20 protein-coding genes are annotated in these 17,972 nt (G+C 41.6%); 16 read left to right on the forward strand and 4 right to left on the reverse strand.

Annotation, left to right across the window (positions count from 1 at the left end):
• Positions 1 to 251, reverse strand: a 251-nt coding sequence (locus BO225_RS07515) for a transposase (RefSeq protein WP_143356797.1), incomplete at its 3' end; no start/stop codon positions are given.
• Positions 252 to 764: 513 nt separating this feature from the next.
• Between BO225_RS07515 and BO225_RS07520 the strand changes: the two genes are divergently transcribed.
• From BO225_RS07520 to BO225_RS07560, 9 genes are all read left to right on the forward strand, one after another.
• A complete protein-coding gene (locus BO225_RS07520; RefSeq protein WP_076341633.1) occupies positions 765 to 1,904 on the forward strand; it encodes a glucose-1-phosphate adenylyltransferase in 1,140 nt (379 codons plus the stop codon).
• A 12-nt stretch (positions 1,905 to 1,916) separates the two neighbouring features.
• Positions 1,917 to 3,032 (forward strand): glucose-1-phosphate adenylyltransferase subunit GlgD, encoded by a 1,116-nt coding sequence (glgD, locus tag BO225_RS07525; RefSeq protein ID WP_076341634.1) that lies wholly within the window; start codon positions 1,917 to 1,919, stop codon positions 3,030 to 3,032.
• Positions 3,032 to 4,474 (forward strand): glycogen synthase GlgA, encoded by a 1,443-nt coding sequence (glgA, locus tag BO225_RS07530; RefSeq protein WP_076341635.1) that lies wholly within the window; start codon positions 3,032 to 3,034, stop codon positions 4,472 to 4,474. Before glgD ends, glgA begins: the two co-directional genes overlap by 1 nt.
• A complete protein-coding gene (locus BO225_RS07535; protein WP_076341636.1) occupies positions 4,471 to 4,896 on the forward strand; it encodes a 2-thiouracil desulfurase family protein in 426 nt (141 codons plus the stop codon). Before glgA ends, BO225_RS07535 begins: the two co-directional genes overlap by 4 nt.
• A 60-nt stretch (positions 4,897 to 4,956) precedes the next feature.
• Positions 4,957 to 5,223 carry a phosphocarrier protein HPr gene (locus BO225_RS07540; RefSeq protein WP_076341637.1) on the forward strand — a complete coding sequence of 89 codons (267 nt, stop codon included), beginning with the start codon at positions 4,957 to 4,959 and terminating at the stop codon, positions 5,221 to 5,223.
• 77 nt (positions 5,224 to 5,300) lie between these two features.
• On the forward strand, positions 5,301 to 7,007 hold the full coding sequence (locus BO225_RS07545; RefSeq protein WP_371890743.1) for a phospho-sugar mutase: 1,707 nt from the start codon (positions 5,301 to 5,303) through the stop codon (positions 7,005 to 7,007).
• 70 nt (positions 7,008 to 7,077) lie between these two features.
• Entirely contained in the window at positions 7,078 to 7,620 is a 543-nt protein-coding gene (locus BO225_RS07550) for a VanZ family protein (protein WP_076341638.1), read from the forward strand.
• A gap of 132 nt (positions 7,621 to 7,752) precedes the next feature.
• Positions 7,753 to 8,562 (forward strand): gluconate 5-dehydrogenase, encoded by an 810-nt coding sequence (locus BO225_RS07555; RefSeq protein WP_076341639.1) that lies wholly within the window; start codon positions 7,753 to 7,755, stop codon positions 8,560 to 8,562.
• An 11-nt stretch (positions 8,563 to 8,573) separates the two neighbouring features.
• Entirely contained in the window at positions 8,574 to 9,230 is a 657-nt protein-coding gene (locus BO225_RS07560; protein WP_076341640.1) for an RpiB/LacA/LacB family sugar-phosphate isomerase, read from the forward strand.
• A 15-nt stretch (positions 9,231 to 9,245) separates the two neighbouring features.
• Here the strand turns inward: BO225_RS07560 and BO225_RS07565 are convergent, their stop codons facing one another.
• Together BO225_RS07565 and BO225_RS07570 are read right to left on the reverse strand one after the other, a co-directional pair.
• A complete protein-coding gene (locus BO225_RS07565) occupies positions 9,246 to 10,436 on the reverse strand; it encodes a pyridoxal phosphate-dependent aminotransferase (RefSeq protein ID WP_076341641.1) in 1,191 nt (396 codons plus the stop codon).
• On the reverse strand, positions 10,436 to 10,930 hold the full coding sequence (locus tag BO225_RS07570; protein ID WP_076341642.1) for an Lrp/AsnC family transcriptional regulator: 495 nt from the start codon (positions 10,928 to 10,930) through the stop codon (positions 10,436 to 10,438). Before BO225_RS07570 ends, BO225_RS07565 begins: the two co-directional genes overlap by 1 nt.
• Positions 10,931 to 11,101: 171 nt before the next feature.
• Here BO225_RS07570 and gap point away from each other — a divergent pair, with 171 nt between their 5' ends.
• The 6 genes from gap to BO225_RS07595 all read left to right on the forward strand — a co-directional run bounded on the left by gap (position 11,102) and on the right by BO225_RS07595 (position 15,474).
• On the forward strand, positions 11,102 to 12,118 hold the full coding sequence (gap, locus tag BO225_RS07575; RefSeq protein WP_076341643.1) for a type I glyceraldehyde-3-phosphate dehydrogenase: 1,017 nt from the start codon (positions 11,102 to 11,104) through the stop codon (positions 12,116 to 12,118).
• A gap of 106 nt (positions 12,119 to 12,224) precedes the next feature.
• Positions 12,225 to 12,389: a hypothetical protein gene (locus BO225_RS12545; protein ID WP_198936115.1), complete on the forward strand. Its 165-nt coding sequence runs from the start codon at positions 12,225 to 12,227 to the stop codon at positions 12,387 to 12,389.
• Positions 12,390 to 12,434: 45 nt separating this feature from the next.
• A complete protein-coding gene (gene cysS / locus BO225_RS07580) occupies positions 12,435 to 13,772 on the forward strand; it encodes a cysteine--tRNA ligase (RefSeq protein ID WP_076341644.1) in 1,338 nt (445 codons plus the stop codon).
• The gene (locus tag BO225_RS07585) at positions 13,772 to 14,161 is read left to right on the forward strand and encodes a Mini-ribonuclease 3 (RefSeq protein WP_076341645.1); all 390 of its coding nucleotides are present in this window, start codon (positions 13,772 to 13,774) and stop codon (positions 14,159 to 14,161) included. Before cysS ends, BO225_RS07585 begins: the two co-directional genes overlap by 1 nt.
• A complete protein-coding gene (rlmB, locus tag BO225_RS07590; protein ID WP_076341646.1) occupies positions 14,155 to 14,877 on the forward strand; it encodes a 23S rRNA (guanosine(2251)-2'-O)-methyltransferase RlmB in 723 nt (240 codons plus the stop codon). Before BO225_RS07585 ends, rlmB begins: the two co-directional genes overlap by 7 nt.
• Before the next feature lie 6 nt (positions 14,878 to 14,883).
• The gene (locus BO225_RS07595; protein ID WP_076341647.1) at positions 14,884 to 15,474 is read left to right on the forward strand and encodes an RNA polymerase sigma factor; all 591 of its coding nucleotides are present in this window, start codon (positions 14,884 to 14,886) and stop codon (positions 15,472 to 15,474) included.
• A gap of 150 nt (positions 15,475 to 15,624) precedes the next feature.
• On the opposite strand, the gene BO225_RS07600 is transcribed toward BO225_RS07595, so the two are convergent.
• Positions 15,625 to 16,761, reverse strand: coding sequence for a hypothetical protein (locus BO225_RS07600; protein ID WP_076341648.1), 1,137 nt, complete (start codon positions 16,759 to 16,761; stop codon positions 15,625 to 15,627).
• Positions 16,762 to 17,200: 439 nt separating this feature from the next.
• Between BO225_RS07600 and BO225_RS07610 the strand changes: the two genes are divergently transcribed.
• Positions 17,201 to 17,890 (forward strand): hypothetical protein, encoded by a 690-nt coding sequence (locus tag BO225_RS07610; protein WP_076341650.1) that lies wholly within the window; start codon positions 17,201 to 17,203, stop codon positions 17,888 to 17,890.
• Positions 17,891 to 17,972 lie beyond the last annotated feature (82 nt).

A 17,972-nucleotide genomic window follows, 5' to 3' on the forward strand; every position in this document is an offset into this window, starting at 1 on the left:
GGATACGAACATCCTCCTGCCAAATATTCCTCAATCACTTGTATTTTGAATTCTTTTGAATAGGATTGATTTCTTGGTTTCTCCAGAAAAACTTCAGCATCCGACTTTTGAAATTGTTTTACCCATTTCATTACAGTGTTTGGATTAAGATTTAAATCTTTTCCAATCGTGACGGATCCTTCTCCTTTATTTAAATAGCGGTCAACAACAGATAATTTAAAATCTATAGTGTATTTTGATTTTCTTCCCATATAAAAAGCCCCCTAATAGGACCTCCAAATTTAGTTGTTTGGCGTGTCTACTATTAGGGGAGCTTATCAGAATGGGAACCTCTGCTTTTTTTTGCCTTTAATGTCTTTTCCCGAGGATGAATCCGATCACGAGTCCGATGAGCAAACTAACGATGACAAATAGGAAAAGATGGAAACCGGTAATAGAAATATACATACATTTTTCCTCCTATTCGTATCGTAGTTTTCTTGAAGGAGAATGACAATGGTTTTGCTTGTGAAGGCATTTTTGATAATTTCACTCATTTTGGAAACAGAATGGCAAATTCGATTTTTTTGGTGAATTTGAATTGCCATATTTGGTATAGATAAGGTGTGTAATTAAATTAGTATGATATCTGTTACGTTTTTATTGCTCCAAAAAAAATCGATTTTTTTGTGAAAACGATTCCAATTTATGCGAAAAAGCATTTTTAAATCGCATAAAAGGTGCTATAATTTTAACAGCTTTAATAGATGAATAGGAGGATAATTATGGAACAGAATAATATGCTCGCAATGATTCTTGCGGGTGGACGCGGTACGCGATTATTCGATCTGACAAAAAAGACAGCGAAGCCGGCTGTTTACTTTGGCGGAAAGTACAGGATCATCGACTTTCCGATTAGTAACTGCGCGAATTCGAATATCAATGTCGTTGGTGTATTGACGCAATACGAGCCTGTTGAGCTAAACGCTTACGCTGGTGCTGGGCAGCGTTGGGGTCTAGACACTAGAGGCAGTGGGGTTTATGTTCTTCCGCCAAGCGAAAAAGACGGAACGAAATTTGATGTATATAGAGGAACAGCGGATGCGATCACGCAAAATATCGAGTTCATCGATAAATTCAATCCAGAATACGTATTGATCCTTTCTGGAGACCACATTTATAAAATGGATTACGATAAGATGCTTTCGGCACATAAAGCCAATGCGGCCGACGCGACGATCGCGGTCTTGCAAGTGCCTTGGAAAGAAGCGAGCCGCTTTGGAATCATGGAAATCGATGATCAAAGCAACATCATTGCCTTCAAGGAAAAACCAAAAGAACCAAAAAGCAATTTGGCAAGCATGGGAATCTATATCTTCAACTGGAAGCTGCTGCGTAAAGAATTGTTGGATGATATGAAGCGGGAAGGAAGCTCGCACGATTTCGGTAACGATATCATCCCAAGTCTTCTCAACCAAGGAAAACACCTTTCCGTCTACCAATTCGAAGGCTATTGGAAAGATGTTGGAACGATCGATTCATTGTGGGAAGCCAACATGGATCTGCTCAACAAGAACAACGAGCTCGACCTCGACGATCCAAATTGGAAGATCTATACTTCGGACATTCCTTCGCTTCCACACTATGTTGGTCCAAATGGAAAAGTAGAACATTGCTATATCAACCAAGGCGCTGTGATCTACGGTACGGCAAAAGACTCGGTTCTTTTCAATAATGTTGTGATCGAAGAAGGCGCGGATGTGCAACAATCTGTTTTGATGCCAGGCGTGCATGTGGGCGCGGGCGCTAAAGTGTATCGGGCCATCGTTGCAGAAAATGTGAAGATCGATCCAGAAGCGGTCGTATCGGATCCTGACAGCAAAGAGATCGCGCTCGTTGCCAAAAGGGTCAAGAAAGGGGAATAGAGGTGAGTCAGTATGTTTAATGCATTAGGAATCATAGCTTACAACAACACCAATATTTATATCGAAGGATTGGAAAAGTATCGTCCAATCGCGGCGTTCAACTTCATCGGGCGCTATCGTTTAGTCGACTTTCCGATTTCCAATATGACAAATTCTGGTATGTGGGATATCGATATTTATGTCAACGGAAATCCAAAAGTTTTATTCGAACACATTGGTTCAGGCCGTCACTATAACATCAACTCGAAGCATGGCCATTTAGGATTGATCCCTGTCTTCCCAGATGGAACACGTGCCAACGCGGTGCCGGATGTTGAAATGTATTACGACAATCTCGTTGATATCGAAAACGATCCAAACGACTATGTGATCATCGCACCGGTCAACTTTATTTATAAAGCCAACTATTCGGATCTTCTCGATCAGCACGTCGCTAGCGGAGCGGATATTTCCATGCTCTATCAACGTATTGACGATGCCAAAGATAAATATCTGCATTGCGATGTCTTGACGCTCAATAAACAAAAAGGCGTATTAGGGATCGAAGAAAATTTAGGCGCTTATAAAGTGCGCAATCTTTCTCTTGCCACTTATATCATGTCGAAGGAAGTCTTCATCAATCTTGTAAAGAAGGCAAGAGCGACAAGCTCGATGTATTGGCTAAAAGATATCATCAATGACAGCTGCCCGGATATGGATATCCGCGCAATCAATTATAGAGGACGTATTTATCCGATCTACAACCAAGAATCATATTTCAAGAGCAACATGATGATGCTTCATGAAGACAATATGAAAGATTTCAGCGATGCGAACTGGCCGATCTATACTCGTACCTACGATTCAGCGCCTACGATCTATCTCAATGATGGAACGACTCGAAACACGTATGTTTCCAATGGTTGCCAAATTAGCGGCGAGATCACGAACTCGATCATTGGACGCGCTGTCAAGATTGGAAAGAACGCGAAAGTGGATGGCTGCATCATTCTTCCTGAAGCCGTTGTCGGAGATAACGCGAACTTGAAGAACTGCATTATCGATAAAGGAGCAAGGATCATCCATAAAAAAGATCTAGCGGGTACAGAAGAGTCGCCTCTGTATATCGGCAGAAGGGAGACTGTATAATGGCTTCGATTTTAATGGTCGCATCCGAAGGACTTCCTTTTGTTAAAACAGGTGGTCTTGCGGACGTCGTTGGTTCGCTTCCTGCCGCTCTTTCTGAGATCGGCCACGAAGTGAAAGTCGTTTTGCCTCTTTATAAAAAGATCGCGGAAAACAACTTTCAAGATTTGACGCTTTGTGCAGATTATACAGTTTCGATCAATTATCATGAGGTTCCAGTGCGCATTTACTCGCAAACGATCGATAAGGTCGCTTACTTCTTCGTTCAGCATCAAGGCTATTTCGAACGCGACGCCTTGTATGGCTATGAAGATGATGGAGAACGTTTCGCTTATTTCCAAAAGGCTGTGATTGAAATGCTCAATCAGCTCAACTATTGGCCAAATATTATCCATTGCCATGATTGGCAATCAGGAATGATCCCTTGCATGATCAAAGAAACGCACGATTTTGATCCTCGGTATCGCCAAATCCGTTTCGTCTATACGATCCACAATTTGGCGTTCCAAGGAAATTTTGGGCCTCAAATGCTCGATTCGTGCCTTGGTCTTCCATACTATTTGCTCGATAATGGAAACGTTCGCTATGATGGCGGTATTTCCTTCATGAAATCGGGTATCTTGTATTCCGATAAGATCACGACGGTTTCCCCTACATATTCACAAGAGATCTTGACTCCTCAATATGGCGAACATTTGGAACTTGTTTTGAATATGCGCAAATACGACTTGTGGGGTATCGTAAACGGTATCGATACGAAGAACTGGAATCCTAAGACCGATCCAGATATCCCATATCATTTCGACAAGGTTAATTTGAAGGCTGGAAAAGCATTGGATAAGGCTTCTTTGCAAGCTGAGCTCGGTTTAGAGCAAAATCCAGATGTGATGCTTGTCGGTGTCGTTTCTCGTTTGACTTGGCAAAAAGGCTTCTACTTGATGATGGAGCAATTGAGCGCGTTTGCCAACGCTCCGATCCAGCTTGCGATTTTAGGCAGCGGTGAAAGCCAGATCGAGGAAGCGTTCCGTAATTTGGAAAACGCCAATAAAGGAAAGATCGCATTCTATAAAGGATACAACGAAGCGCTGGCGCATCGGATTTATGCGGGTTCCGACTTATTCTTGATGCCTAGCTTGTTCGAGCCGTGCGGCTTATCGCAGCTTTGCTCATTGCGTTATGGAACTTTGCCACTTGTTCGTGAAACGGGTGGTTTGAAAGATACGGTGGATCCATACAACGAGTACGATAAGAGCGGAAACGGTTTCTCTTTCGCGGCTTATAATGCGCAAGATCTCGTTCATACTCTGTACTACGCGACAGACGTATACTATAACCGCAAAGAAGACTGGGATACATTGCAGACGAATGCGATGAATACGGATGTATCGTGGGAAAACAGCGCCCGGACTTATTCATTGCTCTATAACGAATTGATGAGTCAATGACCATGAAAGTCGGGATGAGCGCTTGTTTAGCAGGAGTCAATTGTAAATACAATGGCAAGAACAACTATGATTCGGATTTGATGGAACGCTTTAAAAATGACGAGATCATATTGATCTGTCCTGAAATGGAGGGCGGCCTTCCTTGTCCAAGGATCCCTTGCGAGATCAAAGAGGGAAGAGTGATCGACGCCAATGGGCAAGATCATACGCAGGCCTTTGAAGAGGGAGCTCTGCATGCTCTTGATCGGATCAAAGATTGTGATCTTCTTGTTTTGCAGCCCCGTTCTCCAAGCTGCGGCGTTCATGAGATCTATGATGGAAGCTTTACAAATAAGCGCGTTCCTGGCTCTGGAATCTTTGCGCAAAAGGCGAAAAAGTTGAAAATTCCATTAATGGAAGCGTCTACAAAAAAGACGATTTAGTATTGTCTTATCAAATAAAATGGCATAAAATAAATTTAGATTTTAGGAGGAAAACATAAAATGAAACAAGTAACTGTAACGGTCATCGATCCAGTAGGACTTCATGCGCGTCCTGCAACTGTAGCTGTCAATGCAGCAAGCAAATATAAAAGCGATATTAATGTTGCATTCAAAGGCCGCGAAGTAAACATGAAATCGATCATGGGTGTAATGTCTTTAGGTATCCCAACACAATCTGAAATCACGATTAGCTGCACTGGTGAAGACGAAGACGCAGCCATCGCTGCAATTGAAGAAGTTCTTCGCGCCCAAAAGATCATCGCGTAAGAAAAAATTCAAAATCAAAAGTCTCGTTTTCTCGAGACTTTTTTTATCATTGAAAAAGAATAGAGGAGGAATTAAAAATGTCGATTGTTGAAGAACGTTATGAAAAATGGGTCAATCATCCAAATCTTGATCCTCAATATCTTGAAGAGCTCAAAGGGATGAGTGAAGAAGAAAAGAATGACGCGTTCTACACGCTCATTGAATTTGGAACGGCAGGAATGCGCGGATTATTAGGTCCTGGAACAAATCGGATCAACCTGCATACGATCCGCAAAGTGACGCAAGGCTATGCGAACTACATCAAAGCGCACGGGGAAAAAGCATGTGAAGAAGGGATCGCGATCGGTTATGACAATCGCCACATGTCTAGAGAGTTCGCGTTTGACTGCGCCAAGATCTTAGCGAAAAACGGAATCAATTCTTATGTTTTCGAATCGCTTCGTCCTACTCCTGAATTGTCTTTCGCTGTTCGTCATTTACACTGCTTTGGCGGGATCATGATCACGGCGAGCCACAATCCTAGAGAATATAATGGATATAAATTATACGATGATAAAGGATGCCAACTTGTCCCGGCTCTTGCGAGTCAAGTGATCGATCAAGTCAACGCGATCGAAGATGAGCTTGCGATCGATGCGACAGTCACGCCAGAAGAAGAAAAGCGGATCACGGTGATCGGTAAAGATGTCGATGAAGCGTATTATGAAAAAGTGCTCGGTATCCAATTGAATCCAGACGTTACAAAGGATATCAAGATCGTTTTCTCTCCAGAACACGGTACAGCCAACATTCCTGTTCGGACTGTTTATGAAAGAGCGGGTTACAACTGCATTCCTGTTGAAGAACAATGCACCCCAGATCCGGATTTCTCAAATACGCCAACTCCAAACCCTGAACAAATCGGTGCCTATGAGCTCGCTTTGAAATACGCGAAAGATAACGATGCCGATATTATCTTAGTATGCGATCCAGACGCTGACCGGATGGGTGTTGGAGTGAAACACGATGGCGATTATGTGATCATGACAGGCAACCAATCGGGAGCGGTATTACTAGAGTATATTTTATCGCAAATGGAAGCGCATGGAATCATGCCAGAAAATCCTGTGATGTTCAATACAGTCGTAACGAGCGATCTTGGTGAAAAAGTCGCTTCTGCGCACGGAACAGAAACGGAAAAAACGCTGACAGGCTTCAAATTCATCGGTGAAAAAGTCGCAAAATATGAAAAGACAGGAGAAAAGAACTATGTATTCGGTTATGAAGAAAGCTATGGTTCTTTGATCAAACCTTTTGTCCGAGATAAAGACGCGCCACAAGCTTGCTTGATGTTGGCAGAAGCTGCCTCGTTCTACAAACAACAAGGCAAAGATCTCATCGACGTATTGAACGATCTCTACGAACAACATGGAACGTATGAGGAAAGCCAAGTGGCATTGACTCTTTCTGGCGAAGCGGGAGCGAATCGGATCAAAGAGATCTTAGCGGATCTTAGAAAAGACGCGCCAAAAGAAATCGGCGGAACACCGGTGGTGCGTTTTGAAGATTATAAAGAGAGTGTCATCAAAGAAAATGGCGAAACAAAAGAGTTGACAGGCTTCACAAAATCGGATGTATTAAAATACTATCTGGAAGATGGAAGCTGGATCGCCGTACGTCCTAGCGGAACAGAGCCAAAATGCAAGTTCTACTACTGCATCAAAGGTGACAACGCGTTAGACGCCCATGAAAAAACGTTAAACTATCAAAAAGCGATGGCTGAATTGACTGGAACAAACGAATAATAGAGAAAACCTCGTTCTCGAGGTTTTTTTTAATTTGAAATAAAATTAAGATTGTTGTACAATTCGAAACATGAAAAAAACGAGTATTTTAATGAGGATCCTTTTAGCGTTCTTATTTCTCGCTTTAAGTGGCATCATCGTTCTTGCCGCTTATACGCTCTCCGCCGAAGATGGAGCGACAACTTCGAACCGAAGCGAGGTCGTCACTGAAAATTTAAAACAAGAATTCAAAGACCGCTTGATGACAAGTCCGGAGGGAATCAGCTTATACGAAAGGATCAAAGGCTTAGTGATCCGCTTTTCTCCATATGGAAGCAATTGGAATCAAAATGTCCGCAAGCTTGCGCACTTCTCCATCTATTTTGCGTTAGCCGCTATGGTCTATTTGACCCTTGCTATTTTAGGAATGAAGAAGTTTTCACGCTTGTTTTTAAGTTTATGCATCGCTTTAGCGCTTGCGATCTTTGATGAATGGCATCAAGGATCTGTAGCGGGACGAGTCATGTCTAAAAAAGATGTTTTGATCGATTTTTTAGGTGCCTGCACATCCACGGGAATTCTTACTGTGATTTCTATGATCAATTCGATGATCAAAAAAATTATCAATATCTAAGCGCAAGGGAAGTTCTTTGCGCTTTTTTTTGAAGCGGAAAAGATCAAGAGTAGCTCTATGCAGATATGTTGTAAAAACATGGTAAGATTCAAGAAGAATCAAAAAGGATCATCATTGATTTGGAGGTTTAAAATGAATACATATATTGATCAAATGTTTGGATTGAAAGGAAAAGTCGCGTTGATCACAGGAGCGACGCATGGTATTGGCTTTGGCATAGCTTGCGCTCTGGCAAAAGCCGGCGCGACGATCTGTTTCAATGGCCGCTATAAAGAAAAAAACGAACAAGCTCTTCAAGCTTACGCGAAAGAAGGCATTCAGGCGCATGGTTATGTATGCGATGTAACCAACGAAAGTGAAGTTGCGGACATGATGAAAAAGATCGAAGCCGAAGTCGGCACGATCGATATTCTTGTCAACAATGCAGGAATCATTCAAAGAAAGCCAATGCTTGAAATGGATGTGGCCGATTTTCGCAAAGTTGTCGATGTCGATTTAACAGGGCCATTCATCATGGCAAAAGCGGTCTTACCAGCAATGATCGAAAAGAACGCGGGCAAAATCATCAATATTTGCTCTTTGATGTCTGAATTAGGACGGGAAACTGTAGTGGGATACGCGGCAGCTAAAGGCGGTCTGAAAATGCTGACCCGAAATATTTGCGCGGAATTTGGAGAATACAATATCCAATGCAATGGGATCGGACCAGGTTATATCGCGACTAGCCAAACTGCACCATTGCGTGAAAAACAAGCGGATGGCTCGCCAAATCCATTCGATGCTTTTATTTTAGCGAAAACGCCTGCCCATCGATGGGGCAAGCCAGAAGATCTAGAAGGACCTGCTGTTTTCCTCGCTTCTAGTGCATCGGATTTTGTGAATGGCCAAATTCTATTTGTAGATGGCAGTATTTTGGCAAGTCTAGGCCGGACGCCGCAATAAAGGAGATGACTATGAAAATCGCATTGATCATGGAGAATTCTCAAGCGCAAAAAAACGCGAGCGTTGAGAATGCCTTAAAAAAAGCGGTGCTGCCTTACGGCTATGAGGTCGTTAATTATGGAATGTTTAACGAAAAAGACGACCCGCTCACTTATGTACAAAATGGGATCCTCGCCGCGATCTTGCTTAACTCCAAAACAGCCGATTATGTCGTGACAGGTTGTGGTACTGGGGAAGGGGCGATGCTAGCCTGCAACGCGTTTCCAGGCGTGTTATGTGGACATATCGAAGATTCTTTGGATGCGTATACGTTTGCTCAGATCAACGATGGAAATGCCATTTCTCTTCCGTTTGCGAAAGGTTTTGGCTGGGGAGGCGATCTGAATCTTGAATACATTTTTGAAAAGCTCTTTTGCGAGCCATCTGGTCAAGGGTATCCAAGAGAAAGAGCGATCCCGGAGCAGGGCAACAAAAAAATCCTCGATGAAGTGAAATCGATCACGTGCCGCGATCTCAAAAAGATCCTGCCAGAGCTCGATCCGGAGCTTTTATCTGGTGTGATTGGAAGAAAATCGTTTCAGGAGCTGTTTTTCAGGAATTGCCCAGATCCTGAATATATTCAATTGATCTGCGAATTGATCGGTCCTAAAAATAAGGAAGAGGCATGATGTCTCTTCCTTTTCTTAGGATCGATTTGAAGGATTTTCTTCTTGTTTTTGTTCAAGAGAGGCGAGGAACGCCTCGATGCGGTCACATCCTTCAATGATATTATCCATCGAACAAGCGTAGGACATCCGCATAAAACCTTCGCCTTTTTCGCCAAAAGCGGTTCCTGGTACGCAAGCCACGCGTTGCTCCTCGACGAGTCGATTACAAAATTCTTCGCTTGTTAGGCCCGTTTGCGAAATATTAGGGAAAACATAAAATGTGCCGTGGGGCATATTTGTTTTTAGTCCCATACGATTTAAACGAGAAACCAAGAGATTTCTTCGATTCATATACTCGTTGCGCATATGGGATACGTCGGAAAGTCCATCGGTCATCGCTTCTAAAGCGGCATATTGGGCGGGAGTAGGCGCGGACATGATGATATATTGATGGATCTTGGTCATCGCAGCGCTTAAATTCGGATTCGACATGACATAACCTAAACGCCACCCTGTCATGGCGAACGCTTTCGAGAAACCGTTGATCACGACGATTTGATCGCGGATGCTTGGAAATTGCGCTAACGAAGCGAACTCTCCATCAAAGGTAAGTTCAGCATAGATCTCGTCCGATACGACATAGATCCCGCTTTCTTCAATGATCGGGACGAGCTTTTCATAATCTTCGTATGTCATGACACCTCCAGTCGGGTTGCTTGGAAAGTTGATCAAGATTGCTTTTGTTTTATCCGTGATCGCGTTTTTCAAAGCTTCGGGAGTAAGCTTAAATTCACTCTTTTCTTCTAGGGGAATAATGACAGGGATTCCGCCTGCCATTTCGATCGCGGGCGTATAGGCAACATAATTTGGATCCATCGTGATCACTTCATCGCCTGGATTGATCATGGCCCGCATCGCTAGATCGATCGCTTCCGAACCGCCAACCGTAACCAAGATCTCGTTTTCAGGATTATAGTGCTGATCGTAACGGATTCGATGGAATTCTGCGATCAGTTTTCTAAGTTCTAGAAGACCGCGGTTGGCTGTATAATGGGTCTTTCCTTCCGACATGGAATAGACGGCATTTTCACAAATATGCCAAGGCGTGTCGAAGTCGGGTTCGCCTACACCAAAGGAGATGACGTTATCCATTGTGCTTGCGAGATCGAAGAACTTCCGGATACCGCTGGGCTTTAAATTCTCGATCGTTTTCGATAATGGCTTCATTATGGAGTCACCACCAATCGTGTGGATTCGACATCTTCTTCATCTTTCATGACGATTCCATTTTGCTTATATTGTTTAAGGACGAATAAAGTCTTGGTCGCTCTTACATCTTCTACGCATGCGATCTTGTCGGAGACGAAACGAGCGACTTCGAACATCGTTTTTCCTTGGACAAGGCAGAGAAAATCACAATCTCCCGATAGTAGATACATCGTATCGATTTCAGGATAATTGGCGATCTTCATCGCCGTCTTGTCGTAGCCTTTATGTCGTTGTGGCGTACAGTCGACTTCGATAAAAGCCATGACTTTTTCATTTTTTAACGCTTTATTGTAGTTGATCACCGTATGATAACCGCAGATGATCTTCTCTTTTTCAAGCTGCTGGATCTCGGACTTGATCAACGCTTCATCTTCGTGAAGGATATCCGCGAGATCCTGCGTCGTTAAGCGAGCGTTGTTTTCGAGCAGCTCCAATAGAATATTCGTATTCATAATCTCTCCTTATATCATCCGTTAGGGTATATGTAATTTTGACACTTTTTGTAAAGAATGTCAAAAAGCATTCATATGAGTGTAAGCCTTTACAAATTCGTGCAGTACATTGACTTTTCAGTTGGCTAATTTTATAATATTGATGAAATTTAAAAGGAGGATTTACTGAAAATGACAGTAAAAGTTGCAATTAACGGTTTTGGACGTATCGGACGCTTGGCATTCCGTCAAATGTTTGACGATCCTAACTATGAAGTAGTAGCGATCAACGACTTGACTAGCCCTGATATGTTAGCTCATTTGTTAAAGTACGACTCGACACAAGGTACTTACAAATTGGCTGATAAAGTAGAAGCTGGTGAAGATTCTATCACAGTTGATGGAAAGAAGATCACGATCTACAAAGAAGCAGACGCTAGCAAATTGCCTTGGAAAGATCTTGGTGTAGACGTTGTTCTTGAATGTACAGGTTTCTATACTTCAAAAGCAAAAGCACAAGCTCATATCGATGCAGGTGCTCGTAAAGTCGTTATTTCCGCACCAGCTGGTAACGATCTTCCAACTGTAGTTTACAATGTTAACGAAAAAATCTTGAAACCATCGGATACAGTAATTTCTGCCGCAAGCTGCACGACAAACTGCTTAGCTCCTATGGCGAAAGCTTTGAACGATCTTGCCCCAATCAAAGGTGGAATCATGACTACAGTTCATGCTTACACAGGCGATCAAATGACATTGGATGGACCTCAAAGAAAAGGTGACAAACGTCGTAGCCGCGCTGCTGCTGTCAACATCGTTCCTAACTCTACAGGTGCTGCTAAAGCCATCGGTTTGGTAATTCCTGAATTGAACGGTAAATTGATCGGATCGGCACAACGTGTTCCTGTTCCTACAGGTTCTACAACTCTTCTAGTTGCTGAAGTTGAAGGTGAAGTGACAGTGGATCAAGTAAACGCTGCTATGGCTGCTGCTCAAACTGAATCTTTCGGATATAACACGGAAGAAATCGTATCTAGCGATGTAATCGGTATGAAATACGGTTCATTGTTCGATGCTACACAAACAATGTGCACACCTACTGGCGATGGAAATACATTAGTTCAAGTTGTTTCTTGGTATGACAACGAAAACTCTTACACTAGCCAAATGGTTCGTACAATTAAATACTTCTCTGAATTAGGCGACTAATCGTATAGGATAAAGTATGATCAAGACACTCTGCATAGAGTGTCTTTTTTTATCGTTCTTGAAAATCTGTATCCTTTCGAGTATCCTTAAGGAATAGGAGGTTTTTATGCCTGTTAAAGTACGACTCACGAATGAAGAAAAAGACGAGACGACAAAAGATGTCGACGATCTTGATCTTGTCTATCTTGAAAAAATGAAAGAAAGCGGCATCGATGAAGAGCTGCTCGATCAATTTAAAGAATTGAGCATTGAGCTAAACCAGCAACGATAATCAACGCATAGGATGACTATGCTTTTTTTCTAGGAAGGAAATACTATGAAATTATATAACAGCTATACACAAACGATCGAAGAGCTAAAGCCGATCGAAGAAGGGAAAGTGTCGATGTATGTTTGCGGACCAACCGTATACAACTATCCGCATATAGGTAATGTTCGGCCGATCATCGTCTTCGATACGTTAAAAAAGACGCTTGAGGCCCAAGGGATGGACGTTCTCTACGCTTCCAATTATACAGATGTCGATGATAAGATCATCAATACGGCAATCGAAAAAGGCGTCAGCGAGCAAGAAATCACGACTCAGTTTATCGAAGCGTATGATCAAACACGCGCTGATCTGAATGCCGATCAACCTGATGTCGCTCCAAAAGTCACCGAAACGATGGATGCGATCATTCGATTTATCGATCAGCTTATTCAAAAAGGTGCCGCTTACCAAGTCGATGGCGATGTATATTATCGTGTCGATTCCAACAGCCTCTATGGCGAGCTATCCCATCAAAAGGTGGAAGATCTAATGGTAGGCGCCCGCATTGATGAGAATACCAAAAAAGAAAATCCGCTTGATTTTACATTATGGAAAGAAACGGATCGTGGTATTCAATGGGATTCTCCATGGTCGAAAGGGCGTCCAGGATGGCATACAGAATGTGTGGTTATGATCAATGACGTCTTCCAAAAGCCTCTGATCGATATTCATGGTGGTGGACTGGATCTAAAGTTCCCGCATCATGAAAACGAGATCGCTCAATGCGAATCGCTGCATCATACACATCTTGCCAATATATGGGTACATAATGGCATGATCAATATCGATGGGATCAAAATGTCAAAATCTTTGGGGAATGTTTGGTGGGCCAAGGATCTGATCGCGATGTATGGGGAAAACGTGATTCGCTGGGTCATGATTTCCGCGCATTATCGGGCTCCACTCAACCTTAACGAAAAGGCGTTTGAAAGTGCTCAAAAAGAATTAGCCAAGATCGAAAACGCGTACCGGCAAGGACAAGTCAAAGTGCAGATCGCAAATGAGGAAGAAGAACCCAAAGAGCTAGATCAAACGCTTTGGAATCCATTTATCGAAGCGTTGAACGACGATCTCAACACACCAAACGCGATCACGGCGCTTTTAGAATGTGTCAAGAAGATCAACCAGCTTCAAAGGCAAAAAGAAATCGATGTTAAAGCGCTCAACGACGCTTTATTCACGCTTGAAAAGATGCTCACTGTATTAGGAATCAAATTACCGACGATCCACTTGAGTCAAGAAGATAAAGAACTATATCGTTCATGGCGAAACGCAGTCCAAGAGAAAGATTTTGAACACGCGGATCTATATCGGGCGCGTTTACAAGAGCAAGGGATCCTCTAATGGAAATCGTCACCCAAAACGCGACCTCCTTAGCCTGGATCGGCGATGGTTATATGACACTAGAAATACGAAAACATCTGCTGTCTCTTGGCTACACGAAAGCGGATATCCTTCAAAAGAAGAGCGCCAAGATCAATAGTGCCAAGGGACAATCCAAGATCTTGGAAGTTTTGGAATCGGAACATTTTTTTAATGAAGACGAAAAGCAGATCTTGCAGCGAGGAAGAAACGCGTCGATTCATTCGAAAGCGAAAAACGCGGATGGAAAAACGTATTTACGGTCTACTTCGCTCGAAGCTTTGATTGGTTATTTGTATTTATACGATCACCATGAGCGACTGAACGAACTCATGGAAAAGATCATCCAAGAAGGAGATAAGCTATGTTAGTCTATGGCAAAAATGTATTCAATCAAATCCAAAACGATCCTTCCTCGATCCAGGAAGTGTTTATTCTACAAAATTTAAAGGATCAGAAGATCCAAAAAGCCGTTCAGGCGCTATCCTGCAAAAAACAAGTCGTTTCTAGAAAAAAACTCGATGAATTAACGGAGAACGCATCGCATCAAGGAATTGTGGCGAAAGTCAAAGATATACCCACCTATTCTCTTGAAGAACTTTTGAAAAAGAAAAAAGGGAATAAGCCTGGATTGTATGTCGCATTGGATGGGATCCAAGATCCTCACAATCTTGGTTCGATCTTGCGAAGCGCAGACTGTACAGGCGTGGATGGTGTGATCATCACCAAACATAACAGCGTAGGACTTACTCCAGCTGCCATAAAGGCGAGCACAGGGGCTGCTTATACGATTCCTGTCGCAGTCGTGAGCAACTTGTCGCAAGCATTGAAGAAAATGAAAGAAGAAGGCTATTGGGTCGCTGGTGCGGATATGGATCATGCTCGCGATTATCGGCAAGGCATGTACGAGGAGCCAACAGTGCTCGTGATCGGTTCGGAAGGCAAGGGGATCTCGCCTCTTGTTAAAAAGCAATGCGATTATATGGTCAAGCTGCCGATGCTTGGCGAGATCTCTTCGCTCAACGCTTCCGTCGCTTGCGCGATTCTTCTTTATGAAATCTTGAATAAACGCGAGCCTCTGCAATAATGGCCTATGGAACAAGAAAATATTTATGAGCTCATCTATCTTTATTTTTTGAAAGATGATGAAGCGATCGCTCGTTTGATCGAGTATTATCGGCCACTCGTCTATCGGCTCTTAAAAGAAAAAAGATCATTTTCTAGAACGCAGGATGGATGGTTCGAAGATCGTTTGGCGTTGGCGGATACGGTGCTGCTCGATTGTTTAGAATCGTATCGTCCTTATCAGAATATTCCTTTTACCGTTTATTATAAGAGCGCCCTGCAAAATAAATTGATTGATGAAGGAAAGTATGAACAGCGGCATTCGCTCAACTATCATTTTGATGTGGTTTCCCTTGATCGAAAAGTCAAAGAAGATGGTGTGACCCAATATGTCGATCTGATCGCCGATCCACAAGCAGAGCATGCGAAAAACACATTGATCAAAGACTGGATCGATTCTTTGCAGGAACAAAAGCTCTTTTCTGCAGAAGATCTCGAAGTGATCAAGCTCAAGGCGGAAGGGTATAAGCAATCCGAAATCAGTCGCATGACAGGAAAATCCCGTAAATATATCCGGAAAGTGCTCGATCAATTCAAAAATTGGTATCTTAACAATTGATAGAAGATAAGAGGATATCGATCTGGATTCAAGAGATGATTTACAAAAAGAGTGCTAAGGAAACGGTGTAAACCGGTATCTTAGCACTCTTTTATTTTTCTTATAATAGAATAATTATGAAGCGATAGCGAATAAGACTTGTGCATTTCTTCAGTGAAAGGCATTATTTAATTTTAAATACTGGATCAGTTTCTCTTGTAAAACAATGACCTGCTCCAAATCATTTTGTTGTCGATAGTAATCGATCAGCAAGCTGTAAAATGGAATTTCCAGCTCTATCGCTCTGTAAAAAGGCAGCAAAGATGTAATTTGAAATTCCAGATCGAATACGTCCAGTTCCTGATTCAACACTTTGATCATCAGCTGCATGAACAGTTTGATCGGTAGGGCACGATCCTCTTTCCTCTCCTGGTCAATGAATTCCTGCGCAAAGTTTTTGCATTGATCAAATCGTTTCAATCGATAGCTGGAAAAAACCAATACGATATAAATATCCGGAAAAGAACTGCCAAGCTCTCTGGATCTCATGGCATATTCAAGCGCCTGTTCATCTTTTTCCTGAATGAACAGGCACCAGGAAAAATTATCGTAAAGAGATGTTAAGATTTGATGATCGATGACCTGCTCTTTATTTACTGATAAATTTGTAAAAATCTCGATCGCTTTCGAATAGATCCTGAGTTTTCGATATAGTATCCCTTCGTTCATTTGTACCGTTAAGATTCGTCGATATGCGCCCGCTTGTTGAAGATGCTCTTTGCAGTTTTTTACAAGTTCAAGTGCCTGCATCGGTTTATTTAAATCATCAAGTCGGTACATTAAATGGTATTCGATCAAACCAATCAGTCCATGATGATCGATCTGCCGCGCACAGCGAAGCGCTTTTTGAAGATATTGAATTTGAGATCCGATCACATCAAGATCTATCGCATCCTCTATGATCCCGCACAGATCATAGAGGATCGATACGTAGTATTCACTTACAAAATATTGTGAATCAATAATTTTTTTGATATCTTCTGCTGTTCCTGTATTTTGGAAAAGATCATAAAACGATTCCACGATTTTATAATGAAAATACGCAAAAGAATGCTTATTATTTTCCTGATCGAGATAAATTTTAATTTCATCCAGCTTTTTAAAATAGGAAAGATGGATAAAATCTTGTACGCAGCGATCGATCCATTGTTCCGCTTCCTCTAATTGCGCAATTTTTCTATTGAATTTATAATCCGGATCATACTTCTCAAAATATTCAATCGCATGATTAAACAGATCCACATCCATATTCGCCTGTCCAGACTCCATTCTTGACAGTGAAGAATTGCTAACATGAAGAATTTTCGCCAGATCTTTCTGTGGGACTTCATAATATTTCCTCAATTCTTGAATATAAGCAGCATAAAAGCGATCTTTCCTATATTTTTCCTGATTTGTCTTTCTATAAATGGTCATATTTTATTTTTAGAATTTCGCAAAAAAACGATTCCCTTTCTTTTTAATAAATTTTATCATGAATATAACAAAGAAAGAAGGAAACAGGTTTTATGAAAAGGAACTATATTAAATTCATTATGATGGTATGCGTCGGAGGTGTTCTTCTCTTGCCTGAGTATTGCCCTGAACACCATAAGGTTGATGATTGCTGGAAAACAAGCTTACCTTACGGCGATAATAAAGGGCATAAATAGTAAGGTTGTAAAAGATAGAAGGAGAATAATTCATTATGGAAAAGTTTAAAATTAAAAATTTGTTCGTAAATATTTTTAGTATAATGGTGTGTCTATGCATGGGGATTTTATTAGTTACACCTGTTTCGGCTTCTGAAGAAAATATTCAGAATAGGAAAGAATCAAACCCAATCATTCTTGAGTTTAACAAGATTCAAGATAAAATAACCGAATCATTATCAATTGAAGGCAATCATTATGTATATGATAAAAACTACATCAATCATTTATTTGATGAATTTGATATAAATACATTTAACGAAATCACAGGTAAAAAATATACATTAGAAAGCTTAAAATCAGATATTTACTATGCTTTAGATACATATATAATTTCTAATCAGATTTCCACATATGGAACTTATTACAATAGAAACGCAACAGAAGAAGGTTGGAATTATTGGCGATGGTACATGAGTGAAGCTAAAACAAATGAAATGATTCAGTCTTTAACTAATATTAGTAATGGAGAATTAGGGACTTCGATTATTTTAGGTATAATTTCAGTACTTCCTGGAGCTGGAGTAATTGGATGGGCTGGGTTAACCGCAACTTTGAAAGCAGGATGGAATGGACTATATAGACAATCACTAATTAATGTTAACGGGCCAGGAGGAACCGTTACTGATATTAATAAATTTACTATATATATTGCCTTTAATAAGCCAAACAAAGTCGATCAATGACTTGGTACGGGCGCTGATTGACCCATTTTTCGAATTCTTTGACCCTCGCACTGATTTCCTGCTTTGTATGAATGAATACATT

This window comes from Dubosiella newyorkensis, from assembly GCF_001945605.1.
GTDB classification, from domain to species: domain Bacteria; phylum Bacillota_I; class Bacilli_A; order Erysipelotrichales; family Erysipelotrichaceae; genus Dubosiella; species Dubosiella newyorkensis.